Origin of the sequence: Halalkalibaculum roseum, assembly GCF_011059145.1 — a bacterium.
GTDB lineage: Bacteria > Bacteroidota > Rhodothermia > Balneolales > Balneolaceae > Halalkalibaculum > Halalkalibaculum roseum.
This window is the reverse complement of record NZ_JAALLT010000002.1, coordinates 428813-448263: the sequence shown is the minus strand read 5'-3', so window position 1 is coordinate 448263 and position 19451 is coordinate 428813. Positions and strand designations below refer to the sequence as shown.

The following is a 19451-nucleotide window of genomic DNA, read 5'->3' as shown; positions in this document are numbered from 1 at the left end:
AGAAACCCCAAAGTTTATTTCATTATAAATAAATTCACATTAACAATGGCGGAAAATAAAGTATCAGCATGAGTTTAGAAGTATTTTCAGAATCTTGGGCCGAACATTGGAAAGAAAATCTGAATGTCAATAGTGATTACGAAAATGCGGCCAGTAAGTGGGAATGGACCATAATGCTGGTCATGAAGATCGAAAGAGGAAACGATAAGTGCCTCTTTCTGGATTTATGGCACGGAAAATGTCGAGAGATACGAGAGTGTCTAAACGGTGACAGAGAAAAGGCTGACTATGTAATTTCGGGTAATAAGAGCGAGTGGAAAGACATTTTTGATCGCAAAACCGAACCCATGATGGCCTTTATTCAAGGAAAGCTCACATTGAAAAAAGGAAGCCTTCTCTCCCTTTCCGGCTATACTAAAGCGGCTCAAGAGCTGTTGAAATCTGCTATCTCCATACCATCCTATTTTCCCGGTGAAAATGATAACGGGCAACAATCTTCAGGGCCATCTGAAAAACCAATTTTTAAACAGTCGGAGGAAGCATCAACGCAGGTTAAATCTTATGCAAAAAGAGGTCGAAAACTTAATCGGGAGAGCTTTCCGATGAAGTTATTCGAAAAAGCAAAAACGTTGGGTATATGGAATCCCTCGGAAATCGATTTTAAAGAAGACCGTAAAGATTGGCTGCAGCTTAATGAAATTGAAAAAGAAGTATTGCTTCATCTCACCTCCCTCTTCTTGGCCGGCGAAGAATCGGTTACCGAGGACATCCTTCCGCTAATCTCGGTCATTTCCAATGAGCAGAGACTGGAGGAAGAACTCTACCTCACTACCTTTCTCTGGGAGGAAGCCAAACATACCGATTTCTTCAATAGCTTTATTGAACAGGTGGTACAGGAAGAGATAAATTATTCACGTTTTCATACTCAAGGATATAAAAAGCTGTTCTATGAAGAGCTTCCAAAATCCTTGAATCGTCTCTTACATGATACCTCTGCTGCCGCGCAGATCAATGCTTCAGTTACCTACAACATGATTGTAGAAGGTACACTTGCCGAAACCGGGTATCACGCATATCACAAGGCACTGGAACAACATGGTTTGATGCCCGGTCTTCGAAAAGGTATTGGCTATCTGAAGAAAGACGAATCCCGGCATATCGCCTATGGCATTTACTTGCTAAGCAGGCTTGTAGCGCAAAATCCGGAACTTTGGTCAGCATTACAGCAGCGAATGGAAGAATTACTTGATGTTGCGCTTTCCGTAATAGATGAAATTTTTAAACCCTATGATCCAATGCCTTTCGGACTGAATAAAGAAGAATTCATAGGCTATGCCCTAAATCAGTTCAAAAAGAGAATAGACAAGCTGGAAATAGCAAAAGAAGACGGTTTTGGGCCGGTATAGACAAACGGCAACTATTAAATATTCATAACACTGAAACCGAGGAATTAGAAGATTCTCATTGGCAAAAGCCTCCACAAGCCTTAATTTAGCGCAAAAGGACAAAATAGACGGGATATGTCGTACAACAGTAAACTTGAAGATCGTATCGACCATTTCTTTATAGACAATGAACTGCTTGAAAAAAAGAAGCAGATGGGAGGTGTGGGCTGGCTGATCAACGGCAACATGTGCTTCGGAATATTTGAAGATCTGCTGGTGGTAAGGTTTGAGGAATCTATTGCCCGATCTTTAGTATCCAAGAAAGGTGTTTCACTGTTTGAACAGGAACAGGATGACCTTAACGGATTCATTTCTCTGGAGCCTATCATTTACAATAACAATAAAGCTTTCCGTAAGTTCTTGACTCATAGTTTTGATTATACCTCTACCCTTCCGGCCAAGGAACATGATGATACCCGGAACCTGGATTTGGATCTTTAAGGTGTTCTTGATTTTTACATTAACGATGAATTGAAAGATTATAAAAGGACTTTTACCCTGACCTTACCGCATTTCTATAATCATTTGCCAATTCTTCATCGGTGAAACAGGGCCACGAATTGATACTTTATCAAAATTGGAATGAAATACCTGGCATCGCTGTATATAATTTCGTGTGAAATTAGATGCAAAATATGAATACAGTTAAAAAATTTAGTGGTCTTGCCGGCTGGATAATAGTCTGTTTTATTGCAGCTGCCATAGGCGCATACTTTGAACCGGGTCAATGGTATGAGGCTCTGAATAAACCTTCCTGGACCCCGCCTAATTGGGTATTCCCAATTGTCTGGCCAATTTTATATACCATGATGGCTGTTTCCGCATGGCTTGTTTGGCAAAAATACGGTTTTAGTCAGGCACGTCAGGCTCTGAACTGGTTCGGGTTTCAGCTGATCTTGAATGCGGCCTGGTCGTGGCTGTTCTTTGGTGAGCATCTGATAGGCACCGCTCTTGCCGAAATACTGCTGCTGTGGATAGCCATACTTTTTACAACAATGCTTTTTTGGAAAAAAAGGAAATCGGCCGGTTGGCTGATGGTCCCATATCTGCTTTGGGTAAGCTATGCCTCTGCCCTTAATTTCTCTCTTTTTCAACTGAACTGAGGCAGTTAATGACTAACACCAATCACTATGACTATATCATTGCAGGTGCGGGGGCTTCGGGCTTAAGCCTGGCATGGCACATAAGTAACTCGCCTCTTAGCAAGAAAAGAATTCTTGTTGTTGACTCCGATTTTTCGATCAGTAATGAAAAAACCTGGTGTTTCTGGCACCGTGATACACCCGAATTCAGCGATTTGATATTTAAGTCATGGTCAACTGCTGAGGTAGGCATCAAAGATGAAGTACTCTCCCAACCATTAGAGCAATACCCCTATTATTGTATCAGAAGCGGTGATTACCGAGAATTCATACTTTCAAAGTTGCGGGCTCATCCTTCATTTGATTTGATCGAATCTGATATAGCTGATATCAAAGGAGATAAGAATCGTCCCTTACTGGAAACAGAAGATTCAACTTTTTCAGCCGATTATATTTTTCAAAGCTGTTTCATACCTCCCGAATTCCGCAGTACGAATATAAAATACCCATTGATACAGAGTTTTCTGGGTTACGAGATTGAAACGCCTGATACGGTATTCAATAGTGACTCTTTCATGCTGATGGATTTTGATAATACCTATGAGACAGGTCTGGCTTTTATGTATGTGCTTCCATGGACAGATAAAAGTGCTTTGGTAGAGTATACCCTGTTTGATTCCCGCATCCGGAAGAAAGATTTTTTTGAAAAGAAAGTTGAGGTATACCTGAGCAATAAATACGGACTAAAACGTATAGATTACCGGGTTGTCAGAAAAGAGTATGGGGAAATTCCCATGCAGGATCTGCCTTATGTTCCCTGGTACTCAGAAAGGGTTTTAAATTTGGGACGATCAGGTGGACTCACCAAACCCACGACCGGCTATACTTTTACCAATATTCATGAGCACTCTAAAGAAATTGTCGCGGAACTGCTGAATTCGGGACAACCGGCCCTGCCGGGTAGGTCTTCTTTTCGTTACAGGGCCTATGATTTATGGCTGCTACATATCCTTCATGAAAACCCTTACGATGCCCTGCGAATTTTTGAAATCTTATTCTCGAAAAATAAGATTGACCAAATATTCAAATTCCTTGACGAGGAAAATGCACTGTTTGAGGATTTCAAAATTATGGGAAGCCTACCCTATACTCCCTTCTTCAAGGCAATATGGAAGTCCGGCGACAGGCTATTTCAGATTTAATCGGAACCTGAATTAAACTTATACCGGATATTGTTACCCAGCAGGTAACCATATGGTCGAAGGTCATCCACTTCTACCAATACGCAGCGCAGGATACCCAAAAAGGGTACGAAAAGAATCATCCCAGCAATTCCCCAGACTTCACCGCCAATGATTAAGGCGATAAGGGCCATGAATGGATTTATACTTACCTGTGATCCGATAATATTGGGCGTAATGAAATTGCCTTCCAGAAATTGAACAATGGAAAAAACCCCAATTACGCCAAGCGGGGTGAGCAAGGAATCGGTGAAAAGAAGGGCAAAAAGAATGGCCGGCAAACTGCCGATTATAATTCCGATGTAGGGTATCACAGCTAATATTGCTGCAAAAGCAGAAAAGAACAGGGCATGTTCCAGACCTATGAGCCAAAGACCAATAAAGTTAAGTATACCCAATATACCGATAACACTGATCATGCCTACAATATAATTCTGTGTCACTGCCTGTACTTCCTCGATAACCGAATCAATAGCACGGGTTTCTTCACCCTTGAAAGCCTGATGAATAAATGTTTGATACATCTCTTTATAATACATCATAAAGAAGACAAAGAACGGGAGGATGGTGAGGGTAGTGAACACACTGGTAGTGGCTCCTACCGCAGTACTCAGGTATTCACCGCTTCTGTCAATAACATTGCTTAGTCCCTGCTGCAGAAAATCTACCTGCTGTTCGGGAGCTATTCCGAAAATATCCTGGAAAAAGGTTAGAAGATTACTGCTGATAACCTGCAATTTTTCATTTGCTTCCGGAAGTCTATCGGCAAATTGTACGAACTGGATGGATAGTAGTGAAAATATGCCAATGGTTACAATGATGACCAATAAGAGACTTAATAAAATGGCAGCCATACGGCCTATTTTAAGTTTTTCAAGCACTCCGCTCAACGGTTCCAGCAGCATGGCCAGCAGCGCAGACATCGCAATGGGCATGAGTATGAATTTGCCATATACCAATACAATGTAAAATAGGATGAGACCCAGAAGAATGATGGTAAACTTTAACCAGAAAGGATATTTTTTCATGATTCAATAATACTTATAGGATGTTTGCTTATTCCTCTTCTTCCTGTTAGCAGTGTTCTTGAATACCTGTTGTAATCATAACTCATACCTTAATTACGAAGCAATAGTGACTGCTTTATGGTAACCGGTCAGTTATCTGCTCCAGCGGTGGATCAAAGTCCTCTCCGAAAATTTCAAAGGGTACACTTTCTCCCACTGCCTGCTTTACCCCGCTATCTTCGATGACCTGCTGATAGGTCTCATAACAGTCGAGTGCATCCAGAAAGGCTTGACGATCTGTATTATCCGTTTCAACCCAGCAGTCGATCTCCTCTTTTTTGGATGATTTCAGGTTGAATTTGCTCTCCACCTCTTTTTCCGTGTAATGAGTAAAGAGAGCCAGCCTTTTGGGATATCCTGATCCATTCTCCCTCATTTTGCAAAATACCCTTTTAACCACGGCATGTGTGACCAGGTGATCTTCAAAACCACTTACCCCATGAACTGCGTAGGTAACCAGCACCTCAGGTTTTATCTCATCGATGTGATCACGAATCACCTTTTCAATATCTATCGGATTCATCTCCTTGAGTCCGCTATCCGGCAGATCCAGGACCTCCATGCCTGATAAATTCAGTACCTTCTCCACACACTGCATCTCTTTAAAACGGATCTCCCCCATTTCTTCTTTGCTGACATTCAGTCGATGTCGCTGTTTGGTAGCTTCCCCTTTGGTTAACGTCAATAGGTAGACTTCATGCCCCTGCCGGATTTGTGAAGATATGGCCGGCGCCGGACCGAATGATTCGTCATCGGGATGAGGAAAGATATAGAGGATCTTCATGCTGCAGTGTTACCTGTTCGTTAGGATTCATTTCTAAACAGGACGATAACCAAAAATAAGTAACTTAAAAAATCACGCTTCCGTCTGGTTTATCCAGAATATATAGAAAAGGCCTGCCTCCTATAATGTGAAGTACAGGCCTCGTCTCCCTTAAACTTTTAGGGTTCTAACCCACAATAATTCTGTTATTAACGGTTATCACTCCGGGCGTATAGAGTGCGGAATCAAAGGCAGCATTCTTGGCAGTATAGGTTTTTACAGTACCGTCAAGAGTAACCTTTCCGTCCTCAACCTTCACATCAATATCATCGGCGTTGACATGAACATTTCGTTCAAGAGCACTGATAATATCTTCCGCTATATTTTCATCCAGATAACTCTCAGTGGGTACCACGCCCAGATTATTACTTACACCGAGTACTCCGTTAATATCCAATACTTCATTCTCAGCGGAGACTTTTTCCCAGTAAGCATTGACGGTGCCTTCCAGTGTGACCCAGCCTTTATCAACTGTGACGTCAATTTTGTAGGATTCTACGTCAGAGTTTATGCTAAGGGCTGTTACCACATTGTCTCTGATTTCTGAATCGGTAGGTGTGGATTTAACTGAGGGTATCTCAACATCCAATTTGTTGTCAACCGATAGAACTCCGTCTACCAGGTAGGCATCATCGAATGCTGCGGATTTTGCCGTCATGGTCGGTACATTGCCTTCCAGTTCGACTTTTCCATTGTTTACCTTGATACTTACCTCGGATGCGTCTATTCGGGCATCCCATTTTAATTGCTTTGCTATATCGACTTTAACATCTTCGTCGTTTCTCATAATATATACCTATTTTAACTTTTTTATTTTTCTATTCTATTTTTAAAAGCATACTTTAGGCATTTAACATTCCATTATAGTATTTATAATTGATTCAAATTAAAGTATTCTCCGACTTCCCTGTTCCTTTTTTATACTCACAATTTTCGGAACAGGTAATTACTATAAGGAACCTATTCCCACGCGCTGATTTAAGTGTAAAAGATTGGCCAAAATAAGAAAGCCTGCCGGATATCATCCGACAGGCTTGATGTTGTTCTCATGGGAAATGAATTATTAGGAACAGCCCGTGGTTGAGCCGCATGTGATACATTTTTGACATGTACCATTGCGAACCATAGTCATGCTCCCGCATTCAGGGCAAGAGTCGCCGGTATAGCCTAATTCTTTCGCCCGTTCATAATCACTTTCATAACTTCCTTTGGTTTGCCTCTCACTGCCGGTTTGTGTGGTATCGCCCACCGTCTCCGGCTGTGGCTGAGGTTGTCCTTTTGCTTCTACATCCTGCCCGTTTCGGGAAGCTTCTTCCTTCGTCTTCTTTTCCTGCTCGGAAGGACGTAGCTTTCGGGTAAGTATCTCTTCGGCAGGAACATGAGCCAGGTCATCCCGGCCAAGATAGGTTACTGCCAATTCACGGAAGATGAAGTCAATAACCGATGTGGTCATTTTAATATGCGGACTTCCATTGACCATACCGCTTGGCTCAAACTTGGTGAAGGTAAAGGCATCAACAAATTCTTCAAGCGGTACGCCGTGCTGTAATCCCAGCGAAATGGCGATAGCAAAGCAGTTAGTGAGGCTTCTGAAAGCGGCGCCTTCACGGTGCATATCAATAAATATTTCACCGAGTTGTCCGTTTTCATATTCACCTGTACGCAAGTAGACGCTTTGACCCCCAATCTTAACCTTCTGGGTATACCCGCTTCTTCGGTTTGGCATACGCTGACGCTTGGCTACGTATTTATGGATGATGCGTTCGGCGGATTCTACCACTTTGTCCTGTGCTGCTGCGGTCTCTTCGTCCAGATCTTCATCATCCAATTCCTCAAAGACATCGCTCAAACTGTTAAGCGGTTGACTGAGCTTTGAACCGTCTCGATAAAGTGCATTGGCTTTAAGCATCAGCTCCCACGATAACATGTAAGCATCCTTGAAGTCATCAATGGTTGCTTCATTGGGAAGGTTGATGGTTTTAGAGATAGCACCTGAAATAAAGGGCTGTGCAGCGGCCATCATGCGAATGTGTCCGCCGGGCTTGATATAACGAGTCCCGGTGCGACCGCAGCGGTTGGCACAGTCGAATACAGGCAGGTGCTCATCCTTGATGTGGGGAGCTCCCTCTATCGTCATTGTACCGCAAACATAATCGTTTGCTTCCTGAATCTCCTGGATACTGAAACCAAGATGCTTCAGCATATCGAACTGGGGGTTCGACAGTTGCTCTTCGCTGAGATCCAATACCTCTTTGCAAAACTCTTCACCCAGTGTCCACTGGTTGAAGGCAAATTTGATATCGAAAGTGCTGGGCAGTGCTTCCTCGATGGAATCCAGCTGCTCATCATCGAATCCCATCTCCCGGAGAGTTTCCTCATTGATGTGCGGGCAACCTTCCAGAGTAGCATGACCCTTTGCGTACTTGATAATCTCTTCACTCTCTTTTGGAGAATACCCGAGATTATCCAGCGCTCTAGGCACGCTCTGATTGATAATCTTAAAATACCCGCCGCCGGCCAATTTCTTAAACTTGACCAGTGCAAAGTCTGGTTCAATACCGGTTGTATCACAGTCCATAACGAGTCCGATAGTACCGGTGGGTGCCAACACGGTAACCTGCGCATTTCGGAAGCCATGCTTCTCTCCCATCTCAACAGCCCGGTCAGCTTCTTCGCGTGCTGCTTTGAGCAGGTAATCCGGTGCAATATTTGCATCGATACCCATCGGCTTGACAGTTAGACCTTCGTACTTCTCGGGATCCACGTTATAAGCTGCACGACGGTGATTTCTGAGCACCCGCTGCATATGTTCTTCGTTTCTTTCGTATCCTTCAAAAGTACCCAGCTCTTTAGCCAGTTCTGCACTGGTAGCATAGGCACCCATATGGATGATGCTGGTCAGTGACCCTGCAATAGCACAACCTTCGGGACTATCATACGGTACGCCTTGTACCATCAGGGCAGCTCCTAGATTTGCATATCCGAGACCGAGAGTCCGGAATTTATAAGATAGGTCGGCAATTTCCTTGGAAGGAAACTGGGCCATCAATACAGAGATTTCAAGCACTGTAGTCCAGATACGGGAAGCAAACTTAAGAGATTCGACATCAAATTCCTTGCATTCATCAGTCTTGAAATACTTCATGAGATTTAACGAAGCCAAATTGCAGGCCGTGTTGTCCAGGAACATATACTCTGAACAAGGATTGCTGGCATTGATCGGTCCGTCTTCGGGACAGGTATGCCACTCGTTGATTGTATCATGATACTGGGCACCGGGATCTGCACAAGACCAAGCAGCATAGGAAATATCATCCCAAAGTTCGCGCGCCTTCATTGTCTTGTGGGCTTCGGGTTCTCGGCCTTCCTCTTTAGCATCGCGGAGCTCGGTTCTATAATACAGGTTCCACTCCTTGTCTTCCTTAACCGCTTTCATAAAGCTGTTGGGCACGCGGACGGAGTTATTGGAATTCTGACCGCTTACCGTATTATAGGCTTCGGAATCCCAATCCGTATCGTAGGTGTCAAATTTAAGATCGGTGAAACCCTGGGCAGCCAGCTGAACAACCCGCTCTATATAGTTAAGAGGAACCTGGTCCTGTTTTGCTTCTTTAATCGCCTGGCCCAGCTCTTTGTTTTTGAGTGGATCACGGCTGACAGCTCCGTTAAAGGTTCTGCCTTCAATCTCAACAGGTTTATTGCAAAGCTTGATAATTTTTCTGAGGTGCTGCTCCAGAATTTTGGAACCTGTTACAATGGAAGCCACTTTCTGCTCTTCCCGAACTTTCCAATTGACATACTCTTCAATATCCGGGTGATCCAGATCCAAAGTCACCATTTTGGCAGCACGCCGGGTGGTTCCGCCTGATTTAATAGCACCGGCTGCTTTATCACCTATCTTCAGGAAACTCATCAATCCGGAAGACCTGCCGCCACCGCTCAGCGGTTCGCCTTCACCGCGAATTTTTGAGAAGTTGCTGCCTGTCCCGGAACCATACTTAAAGAGGCGCGCCTCACGAACCCATAGGTCCATGATACCGCCTTCATTTACAAGATTGTCGTCAATACTTTGTATAAAGCAGGCATGTGGCTGCGGATGGGTATAGGCATCTTCCGATTTCTTTAGTTCTCCGGTCTTTCCATCTACATAATAGTGTCCCTGCGCAGGACCATTAATGCCATAGGCCCAATTCAATCCGGTGTTGAACCATTGAGGACTGTTCGGTGCCGCCATCTGGTTGGCCAGCATATAACACAGTTCGTCATAAAAAATCTTGGCATCTTTTTCAGAATCAAAGTAATCGTGTTTCCATGCCCAATAGGTCCAGCATCCCGCGAGACGATGAAAAACCTGGCGGCTATCGGTTTCGGAACCGTAGCGGTCTTCTTCTTCCAATTTTTTTAGAGCTTTCTCATCAGCAACGGATTGTTGCAGCCATTTAGGGACGCCTTTCTCCGACTTCTTCTTGATTTTTGCAGGGACTCCGGCTTTCCTGAAATATTTCTGGGCGATAATATCTGTTGACATTTGTGACCAGGATTTCGGTACGGTCACCTCATCCATCTGAAATACAATGGAACCGTCCGGATTCTTAATTTCTGATTTCCTGGTAACGAACTTCATGTCTCCGAAAGGGGTATCCCATTCGTCCTTGGTGTAATAGCGTGTAAATTTCATAGATAAACTCCTGTAACTTAACTTTGATTCTGTCTTAGAAAATAAACTTGAGAAGAAGAAAGGCTTGCCCTATTCAAGCCGTTTCGTGTCTGATAATATACAGGACTCAGGCAGGTGTGCAAGTTAAAATTGGAATACTTTTCCACAAATATGGGTAGTTATCCACAATTGATTTTTAGAGACTTAGGAGATATTTCGCAATAACAATTTTGTAATAATTTTATCATTGAAATACTCGAATATAGAAACCGTCAAGTCACGAAATATTGCTATGAAAAGTACGTCCAATAGCCTGATTAGTACTTTTTAGAAATCGTATTTTCGACTAAATGTAGCTGTGGATAATTATCCACAATAATAATTGGCGATTAATTTATCTTACTTATTGTCTATCGCAATAAATATTGTTACTAAACATATTCAGTCATTATTTAATAATTTAATATGTATTTAAATAATATATAATATATACATCTTATTATTTTATATTTGTATTAAATATTCATGTAAGAAAGTAAAATAGTTACCACTCACAGGTATTTTTTGATTGATTGGTAAAGAAATAAAGTGGCTTTATAGAATTATATTTTGCAATATCTATTTTTAAAATGAACCGAAATCAACCTTCGCTCTGACCATTACCCCCCTGCCGCGGGTTTGAAATCCATTAATTTCAATATAATCTGTATCGAATAGGTTGCTTACTTTTGCAGTCAGGGATAAATTTTTAGTCAGCCGGTAACCCACCGTTAGATCAGTAATATTGTATCCCGCTACACGTCCCCTATCCTGAGCTCCGAAAGGTCCCAGGCCGGCACTATAGAAAACATCATCACGTGAACCTATAAACTGGGTAGTTGCCATCACTCTTAGCTTTGTAAGAGGTCTATACGTTACCTTGAGTGTAGAGGATACCTGCGGACGTCGGGTTAGCCCATCAATCTCCTGCGATTCATTTACGAACGCTCCGCTTTCAAAAATCTGAACATGATTGCCACCGGTATACGATTGATTGATGTCCTCCGGAGAAAAGAACAGAGTAGCATCTGTCAGGCTTAGATTCCCACTGAACTCCAGGTTTGATGCCGGCCTTATATCAAGACCCATTTCAAAACCATTGATCTCCTGACGGGAAATATTCAAATAAGTATCACCCAGATACTCGTTAGCAGTTAGATTATTGATCGCACTGTTGCCTTCCCAGAGATAAACATATTCGATAACATCACTGACAACCGTTCTGAACAGGGATATATTGAGATTCATGAAATCACCGAACTCCTGTTTCCAACCCAACTCATAAGAGACCGATTTTTCGGGTTCAAGGTTCGGATTACCCCTATTAGTGAAAGCACCAAAACCCTGCTCAGGTGAATTCAACTGGTACAATGAAGGAGCATTGTACCCCGTCGTCAGGGCTGCATACACAAGAGAAGAATTTGAGAGCCTCAGTTTTGGATTAACCTCGTAAGTTAGGTGCCCTCCGAATTTGTTATGGTGCGAGTAGCGAGTTCCCAGAACTAATGAAAAAGGTTCCATTGACCTCCCAATCACACCTCCGTTAATTTCCGAATGGATAAAAGCCGAATTGATAGATTCTTTTAGATTTAAAGAATCCAGATCAGTCACTTGCTCAAATACACCAAAGGGACTTCTGCTGAAAACGTAATTCCTTGAACTCATGGTCTGGACGGAGGATTCAACTCCCAGAATTGATTTTAGGTGATCGGTTCTCAAAGTGGTCGTCAGGGCATTTTCCCAAAGCGTTCCCTCTGCATTGGTCTCTACATAGGTACCGTCAAAATCACCGGCTGCATTAATTCGGGAAGAGTCGTTGACAAAGTCTCTACCCAAATCGGAATAGGCTCCTTCATAACCAACCTCAAGCTTGTTATTGAAAGAATAAGAAGCGCCGTAAGAAAAAAGGTCACGATAGAAATCTACCTTTGCGTTGTCGTCATCATTAAAGGCACCCTGATCTACCTCATTGCTCTGATTTTCATTGCGGTACGATATGAAGATATCTGATTTATCCGTCTTATATCCCACCTTTCCAATCAGGTCAAGTTTTCTGAATTCATCACGGTCCTGGGGATTGTATGAGTTCGGAGCGTTAACGGTGTCTATGGTAGCATCCATACCGTTGGAGTATTGATGGGAAAATCCGGCATCGGCATAAAAGCCACCGGGTGACGTCATATTGACCATCATATTATTCCTGGTCGACCATGATTGCCGGTTAAAAAGACTTTGGTCGGTCGTGAAATCAAGATTAAAGCCTTCCGCGCCTTTTTTCTTTGTGATAATATTAATTACACCTCCTATTGCCGATGAGCCATAAAGCGTACTGTGAGAGCCTCGTACTATTTCAATACGCTCCACCCCGGCAAGGGAAAGCTCCGAGAGGTCGGCACTGTTGTTGACCGTAGAGGGATCGCTGATGCGAACCCCGTCTACCATAATCACTGAATGACGGCTGTTAGAGTTGCGTATAAAACCCTGTTGCAGCGAACCCGGTGTCTGGTTGTTACCGATCATATGAATGCTCTCCTGTTCGGCAAGCAAATCGGCTATATTAAATGCAAGAGACTTTTCTATGTCTTCCCTGCTAATGACCGTTACATTACGCCCAACCATGGATGGATTCTCCTCAATGCGGCTGGCACTGATAATGACTTCATCCAGGGTGTAGACTTTTGCGGTATCAATTTGTGTAGTTTCAGATTGGGCCGCCGCATCGATCGGCAGGAATAGCGGTATCGCTAAAACGGCTGAAACCGTTAGAAGTGGTTTAAATATATTCATTCTTGTGTGTTAGGTTACAAATGATGATGAAACATCATTCGCACCTTTGGGAAACCTTAAAAGGGCTAAATACAGTAATAGGGACTGCATCTACTCTTCGCTTTTCTCCCGAAAGCTACGAATGTACATGCAGAGGCAGGTCTTCTGGCTCGTTCTCCTTTTGACAGCCTTCCCCTCACAGATAAATAAAAATTTATATGCAAGAGTGGTTCTTGGTTGGTATCAAAAGTTACGCACATAAACTTGTCTTGTAAGATTTATATGCGGAGAACTTACAGCATCGGGGAATGCTCCGGACTTCATCTAACCATGTAAATGGAAATGTCACCGGATTCCCTTTTAATCCGACCCGCTAAGACGGGGCGAAACCAATGCACGACCGAAAATAAAGTGAGTAATTAAACTTTCAAAACGGATATTGCAGAATGGTCAAATCGGAGGTCTAATTTATTTCTGTTCCTTCTTTTAGTACCGCCCGTTAACTGCAGCTATTAACTAAGATTCTCTTTACGCAAGGCTGAAAGAAGTTCATAGACTGATCTTGCATTAATGATTGAAAGTTTGTCATTGATCTGCCATCTATAACTCTCCTTTGTTGTTTGCGCAGTTATCGTAAGTGAAGCACCCTCTCCTTCCACAACACGATATCCTTCTCTTTCCAATGCCCGTCGCGTCCAGAAGACCGGAACCGGATCTCCATTAACTGAAACAATTTTATCTTTATGCCGGTGGATCTTGAATGACCCGGTCTCTATATCAAAATCAAAACTGTCTTTTTTAAATACCTCCTCGAATGTACCGTTGAGCACCAGATCTTCGGGTACCCCTTTGAATAACTCTTTTTCCCTATTCATCAACCATATGCGGTCACCGGCCTTCAAAGCGAGATCAAGTTCATGTGTAGAAAGTAGGATGCCTTTCCCTGTTTCATGCGCCAGCTTACGCAATAGGCGAATAATTTCGACACGGTTCGGCAGGTCCAGATGGGCCGTAGGTTCGTCCAGCAGAATGACTGATGTATCCTGCGCGAGTGCCCTAGCTATCATTACCTTTTGTAATTCTCCGTCACTTAGTTTGTTGATATCCCTATTTACAAATTCTTTTAATCCTGTTGCCTCTATCGCCCAACGTACTTTCTCCTCGTCCTCTTTGCTCAGGGAACCCAGCCACCCGGTGTAGGGAGAACGTCCAAATGCAACGAGGTTATACACAGAAAGGTTACCTACCGTCACCCGATCTGTCAGTACAGTGCTTAGTCGATGGGCAATCTCTTTTCTTGACAACAAATCAATTGATTCATTAAAGACGGTGATCTGTCCCCCGAGCTTGCTATGAACTCCGGCCAGCGTTTTAATCAGCGTGGATTTTCCGGAACCGTTAGGTCCTAACAGGCAAATAAGCTCCCCGGAATGAAGGTCCACATCTATATGCTCAGCTACGATGGTCTCCTGCCCTCCTTTGGCTTTGTAACCTATCTTCAGGTCTTCGGTATGTAAGACGACGTTTTTCTCGGTCATGAAAAGGAAGCCTGAAGGTTTTTTCGTTTGATAATTACCCAAATTACCACCGGTGAGCCCACCATTGAAGTTACCGCGCTGATAGGCAGGGTTGTTGAACTACCGGGAACCTGGGCAACTATGTCACAGGCGAGCATCAGCATGGCTCCCATCAGAAAGGTTGCAGGTATTAGAATGCGATGCTCATTGGTATTCAGCAGGGATCTGGTCAGGTGAGGCACCGCAACCCCGACAAAGCCAATAGGACCGCAAAATGCAGTAACTCCTCCTGCAAGCAAACTTGTACTTAGGATAATCCAAATTCTGGATCGCTGTACCGAAAGCCCCATGCTTCGGGCATAATTCTCTCCCAGCAACATTCCATTGAGATTTTTTGAAAGGCCAAAAGCAATAAATGATCCGACGACCACCACCGGAGTTAAAAGCCAAAGCTGTCCTGATGTAACCCCGCCCAGGCTGCCGAAGGTCCAGATCAGATAATCACGAATCTGCTCAGGATTACTGAAATATTGCCAGATACTCACCAGGGCAATAGTCATGTTTCCTATCATGAGCCCTATTATCAACAGCGTTACACTGTCACGGATACGCATAGATATCAACAGTATCAATAGCAGTACTGCAGCCGAGCCGATACTGGCAGCAACGATTATCATCCAGCTTCCCAGACTTCCAAGCTGCTGAATTGCAAAAATACTGGTGATGGTACCTGCCGTTAACATCACTATGGCTACACCCAAACTGGCACCTGCGGTAATGCCAAGTACCGAGGGTCCTGCCAGTGGATTACGAAACAAGGTCTGCATCAACAATCCGCCCACAGAAAGGGCACTTCCTGCCAGAATAGCCGTAAAAGCACGTGGAATACGGATATTTTCAATAATCTTAACCCAGGCCGCATTATCGGATTCTCCCCTGAATAATATGTTTATGATATCCCCAATGGGTATGGATACCGACCCAAGTGCTATGTTGCCAAGAAATAGTACTGCCACCCCCGCAACCAACAGCAATAGATAACCGGTATTGATGGTAGTATCAGGCCATTTATGTTTGGTATGGACTTCACTACTACTCATCAGCACCCACATCAAGTTTTTTGTAGTAGTATAGTTCTCTTTCCGAGAGAATTTCAGGATGAAAAATATGTATCAAATCGGCAAGTACGCGTTCCGGATGTACCACTCCCGACTCCCAGTAGTCATTTCCACCTGAATCACTCATGCGCCTATTGTTATTGTAGATTCTTCCGCTTTTTAAAGGCTTGAAATCCCGGAATCGAGAATCCTTTTCAATGATTTCGTCCAGTGAATTGGCAGCTCCCGGATTGATCCACACATCTGCCTTTAACCCCACTTCATAGACCGCTTCGAAGTCTTTTCGCAGTCCGCCGGTAGATGAGTTTCCATACCATGGATAATCAGCCCCGGCATCTTTTAGGTAACGGGCGGTAAAACTATCGCCTCCAGAAACAAACCACGCACCTTTGTAAGGCAAATTATTAATCACGAGAGGCTTCTCCTTCGCTTCCGCAACTTTTCCCTTTAGGTTGTGATACTGAGTGGCAACTTTTCCAAACTGTTCATTGGCCATATCTTCGCGGTTCAATAATGCCCCCATCATCTTCACCCATTCAGCTTTTCCCAATGGCGTTGTCTCAAGCCACTCGGAATTTAATAATACATTAATCCCCGAATCCATAAGAACGCGATAATCATCAAATTGGGAGGATTGACCGGCTGAAACCATTATCAGGTCGGGTTGCAAGGCTAAGGCCTGCTCTTTGTTGAATTCACCCTGGTTGAATCCTGTAATTTTTCCTTCGTCCAACATTTTTTTGATTTCAGAACTGTAGGCATATTCAGCACCGACCATGCCGGTGATAATTTCGTTAGCCTCCAGCATCTCTGTCAGTGCTATATGCGTTGTCGATGTGGCGATCATTGTCCGAACCGGAATATCTATCACCTGTGCATCGGTAAATGCCGTATCAAGCACTATTCCCCGCGGCTTTAGGATATAACGAAGTGTATCTGTAAGATCCTGATAGGGGTTTCGTATTTCGAGCAGCTTGTAGTTCTCTTTATATTCGATGTGGAATCCGCTGGCATACTTAACCGTAGCCGTATCCCTAAATGTATAAGTAGTCTGACTCACCCGGTTTGCTTTGGATTCGCGGCTTCCATCAGAAGTACAAGATATGAAGCTCAACCAGGCGACAAATGATAATAAGCAAGCGTAGCGAAGAGATGTTTCAGGCATAGGTTCAGCTTTTCTCCCGAAAGCATTTCCTTCATCAACACAGGCAGGTCTTCTGGCTTGTTCCACTTCTGAGAACCTTCCCCTTGCACAAACATAAAAAGCAGGCAAGAGTGGTATATGGTTGGTATCAAAAGATACGCACAAAAACAGCTCCGATGAGCTCTATGTGCGTGAAACTTACAGCAGCGGGGACTGCTCCGGACTTTCCCATTCATTATGAAATCACCGGATTCCCTATTCACCCTGCACTCAATTCATTAAGAGACAGGGACCCATATCAAATCAGTAATTGAAAGTTTAAGAATGTACCCGCCATAATAATGGTAATTCATCCAAGAAGCCAATCAGAAGAAGATGTTCATTTTAAAACGGCCTGATTAAGTTATCAGGTTGTGTGGGTTAGTAACGACAAGAAATCTGAAATTAATTACACTTTTTATCCAATAAAGAAGCAGCCTCTTCGTTAGTGTTAGGTATTCTAAAAGATGATTGTAAAAGAGCTGGTAACATCGGCTCATTTACAATACTTCTAAAGTGAGCTGATCACTTTTAGATAGATTTTTTTAGTTGTTAAAGAGTATATCCCAATATCCCTTAGGGGCGTCATCCTGATCGGTGGCGCCCTTATTTTATTTTCAAGCTATAGTCTGACTTTACCTTCCCCGGCATCTTAGAATGCTCATTGTTAAAGACTGTGAATTCCCTTCTATTTTCTTCGCAGGCTATTATATTGGCAGATACATTTACAACTTATTTCACTGATAATCATGAAACAATCTGTTACTCTTGCCCTGGGCATCTCACTGGGCTTCATCCTCGCCTTCACCTCAATTTCTGTGATCAATAGCGATATTACCTCCACAGTGGTGACTGAGGCTTCTAAAATCATAGGATTGGAATTTACCGAAGCCGAACGCGACTCCATGCTCGAGGATTTAGAAAGTGCCCGGGAAGATTATCAGTCTATTCGTGAACTCAATCTGCCGAATTCGTTACCCCCTTCTCTTATTTTTAATCCCATCCCTCCGGGTAAAACCTTCAACCATGAGCAGGAACCTATCCACTGGGATATACCGGAGGATGTACCGATGCCTGAAAACCGTTCGGAACTCGCCTTCTACACAGTCAAGGAACTGGCTTCCCTGATAAAACAGAGAGAGATTACCTCCGTAGAACTCACTGAATTTTTTATCGACAGGCTGCACAGATTTGATGACACCTTGCATGCAGTGGTCACATTGACCGAAGAAAGAGCACTCGAACAGGCCCGAAAACGTGATGAAGAACTGGACACCGGTACTTATCGAGGACCGCTGCATGGAATCCCATATGGGCTGAAGGATCTTTTTGCGGTAAAAGGTTATAAAACAACCTGGGGAGCCATGCCATTCAAGGAGCAAACTTTTAATTTGACCTCGACCGTGGCCCGGAGGCTGGATGAAGCAGGTGCCATTTTGGTAGCCAAGACTACCCTTGGTGCCCTTGCCTGGGGCGATGTATGGTTCGGGGGTAGAACTCGAAGTCCATGGAACCTTGAGCGAGGATCCAGCGGTTCCTCAGCGGGTTCAGCCGCTACCACAGCCGCAGGACTGGTCCCCTTCGCCATCGGTACAGAGACCCTGGGTTCTATAGTTTCTCCCTCATCCCGTACCGGGACTACGGGGCTGAGACCTACCTTCGGACGAGTCAGTCGCCATGGAGCGATGGCTTTAAGCTGGACTATGGACAAAGTCGGTCCCATAACACGATCGGTTGAGGATGCTGCGATAGTATTTGACGCTATTTATGGTCCGGACGGCCACGATCAAAGCGTTATTGACCTTCCATTCAATTACAAGCAAGAAACGGACCTCAGCAAACTGCGTATCGGTTACCTCAAATCGGCTTTCAATAGGGATTATTATAACCATGATAATGACAGTCTCACCCTCGCCACACTTCGAGATCTTGGAGCCAAACTGATTCCAATAGAACTTCCTGATTATCCCTCCGGAGCATTGAGCTTTATCTTATCAGCTGAGGGAGCTGCGGCTTTCGATGAACTGACACGCAGTGGAAAGGATGATGAGATGGTGCGGCAGGGACAAAATGCCTGGCCCAACGTCTTTCGGGCCTCCCGTTTTATCCCGGCCGTGGAGTATATTCAGGCGAACCGGGCCAGGGAAGTACTGATCCAAAAAATGGATTCGGTGATGCAGAATGTGGATGTATACGTCTCTCCAGCTTTTGGTGGGAGCAATCTCGTGCTGACCAACCTTACAGGTCACCCGTCAGTTGTGTTGCCCAACGGCTTCAATGATAACCGAGAGCCCACCAGTATTACCTTCATGGGCAACCTGTTTGATGAGGCTACCCTGTTAGGTGTTGCCAAAACATACCAACAGGCCACAGATTTCCATAAACAGCACCCTGAAATGTTCAAAAAATAATAAGGGAAGGCTGCCTAAAACCGTTTTTAAATCAGGCAATTATGACCATTACCTAGAATGAAGTCTTAAGGATCCGGTTAAGGCAGTTAGCTGAACTTTCTA

At 43.8% G+C, this 19451-nt stretch carries 13 protein-coding genes and 2 riboswitches; of the genes, 5 read left to right on the top strand and 8 right to left on the bottom strand.

The window, feature by feature from the left end; genetic code table 11:
• The first annotated feature begins 68 nt into the window (after positions 1-68).
• From G3570_RS06020 to G3570_RS06005, 4 genes are all read left to right on the top strand, one after another.
• A complete protein-coding gene (locus tag G3570_RS06020) occupies positions 69-1406 on the top strand; it encodes a R2-like ligand-binding oxidase (protein ID WP_165140284.1) in 1338 nt (445 codons plus the stop codon).
• Between the two features lie 114 nt (positions 1407-1520).
• Positions 1521-1886, top strand: coding sequence for a hypothetical protein (locus tag G3570_RS06015; RefSeq protein WP_165140282.1), 366 nt, complete (start codon positions 1521-1523; stop codon positions 1884-1886).
• A 194-nt stretch (positions 1887-2080) separates the two neighbouring features.
• The gene (locus G3570_RS06010; protein WP_249066742.1) at positions 2081-2548 is read left to right on the top strand and encodes a TspO/MBR family protein; all 468 of its coding nucleotides are present in this window, start codon (positions 2081-2083) and stop codon (positions 2546-2548) included.
• A gap of 8 nt (positions 2549-2556) precedes the next feature.
• A complete protein-coding gene (locus G3570_RS06005; protein ID WP_165140278.1) occupies positions 2557-3729 on the top strand; it encodes a lycopene cyclase family protein in 1173 nt (390 codons plus the stop codon).
• Here G3570_RS06005 and G3570_RS06000 read toward each other — a convergent pair.
• From G3570_RS06000 to G3570_RS16535, 8 genes are all read right to left on the bottom strand, one after another.
• Positions 3726-4796 carry an AI-2E family transporter gene (locus tag G3570_RS06000; protein WP_165140276.1) on the bottom strand — a complete coding sequence of 357 codons (1071 nt, stop codon included), beginning with the start codon at positions 4794-4796 and terminating at the stop codon, positions 3726-3728. The two genes, G3570_RS06005 and G3570_RS06000, sit on opposite strands and share 4 nt — an antisense overlap.
• Before the next feature lie 115 nt (positions 4797-4911).
• The gene (locus G3570_RS05995; RefSeq protein ID WP_165140274.1) at positions 4912-5619 is read right to left on the bottom strand and encodes a PIG-L family deacetylase; all 708 of its coding nucleotides are present in this window, start codon (positions 5617-5619) and stop codon (positions 4912-4914) included.
• 166 nt (positions 5620-5785) lie between these two features.
• A complete protein-coding gene (locus tag G3570_RS05990) occupies positions 5786-6445 on the bottom strand; it encodes a BON domain-containing protein (protein ID WP_165140272.1) in 660 nt (219 codons plus the stop codon).
• 276 nt (positions 6446-6721) lie between these two features.
• Positions 6722-10336, bottom strand: coding sequence for a vitamin B12-dependent ribonucleotide reductase (locus G3570_RS05985; protein WP_165140270.1), 3615 nt, complete (start codon positions 10334-10336; stop codon positions 6722-6724).
• Positions 10337-10939: 603 nt separating this feature from the next.
• Positions 10940-13141, bottom strand: coding sequence for a TonB-dependent receptor plug domain-containing protein (locus G3570_RS05980; RefSeq protein WP_165140268.1), 2202 nt, complete (start codon positions 13139-13141; stop codon positions 10940-10942).
• 117 nt (positions 13142-13258) lie between these two features.
• Positions 13259-13529, bottom strand: a riboswitch (cobalamin riboswitch).
• A 103-nt stretch (positions 13530-13632) separates the two neighbouring features.
• A complete protein-coding gene (locus tag G3570_RS05975; RefSeq protein WP_165140266.1) occupies positions 13633-14658 on the bottom strand; it encodes an ABC transporter ATP-binding protein in 1026 nt (341 codons plus the stop codon).
• The gene (locus G3570_RS05970) at positions 14655-15737 is read right to left on the bottom strand and encodes a FecCD family ABC transporter permease (protein ID WP_249066740.1); all 1083 of its coding nucleotides are present in this window, start codon (positions 15735-15737) and stop codon (positions 14655-14657) included. The genes G3570_RS05975 and G3570_RS05970 overlap by 4 nt, the downstream gene beginning before the upstream one ends.
• Positions 15730-16986 carry an ABC transporter substrate-binding protein gene (locus tag G3570_RS16535; protein ID WP_165140262.1) on the bottom strand — a complete coding sequence of 419 codons (1257 nt, stop codon included), beginning with the start codon at positions 16984-16986 and terminating at the stop codon, positions 15730-15732. The genes G3570_RS05970 and G3570_RS16535 overlap by 8 nt, the downstream gene beginning before the upstream one ends.
• Positions 16946-17211: riboswitch (cobalamin riboswitch) on the bottom strand. (Overlaps the previous gene by 41 nt.)
• A gap of 476 nt (positions 17212-17687) precedes the next feature.
• On the opposite strand from G3570_RS16535, the gene G3570_RS05960 reads away from it, so the two are divergent.
• Entirely contained in the window at positions 17688-19349 is a 1662-nt protein-coding gene (locus tag G3570_RS05960; RefSeq protein ID WP_165140260.1) for an amidase, read from the top strand.
• Positions 19350-19451 lie beyond the last annotated feature (102 nt).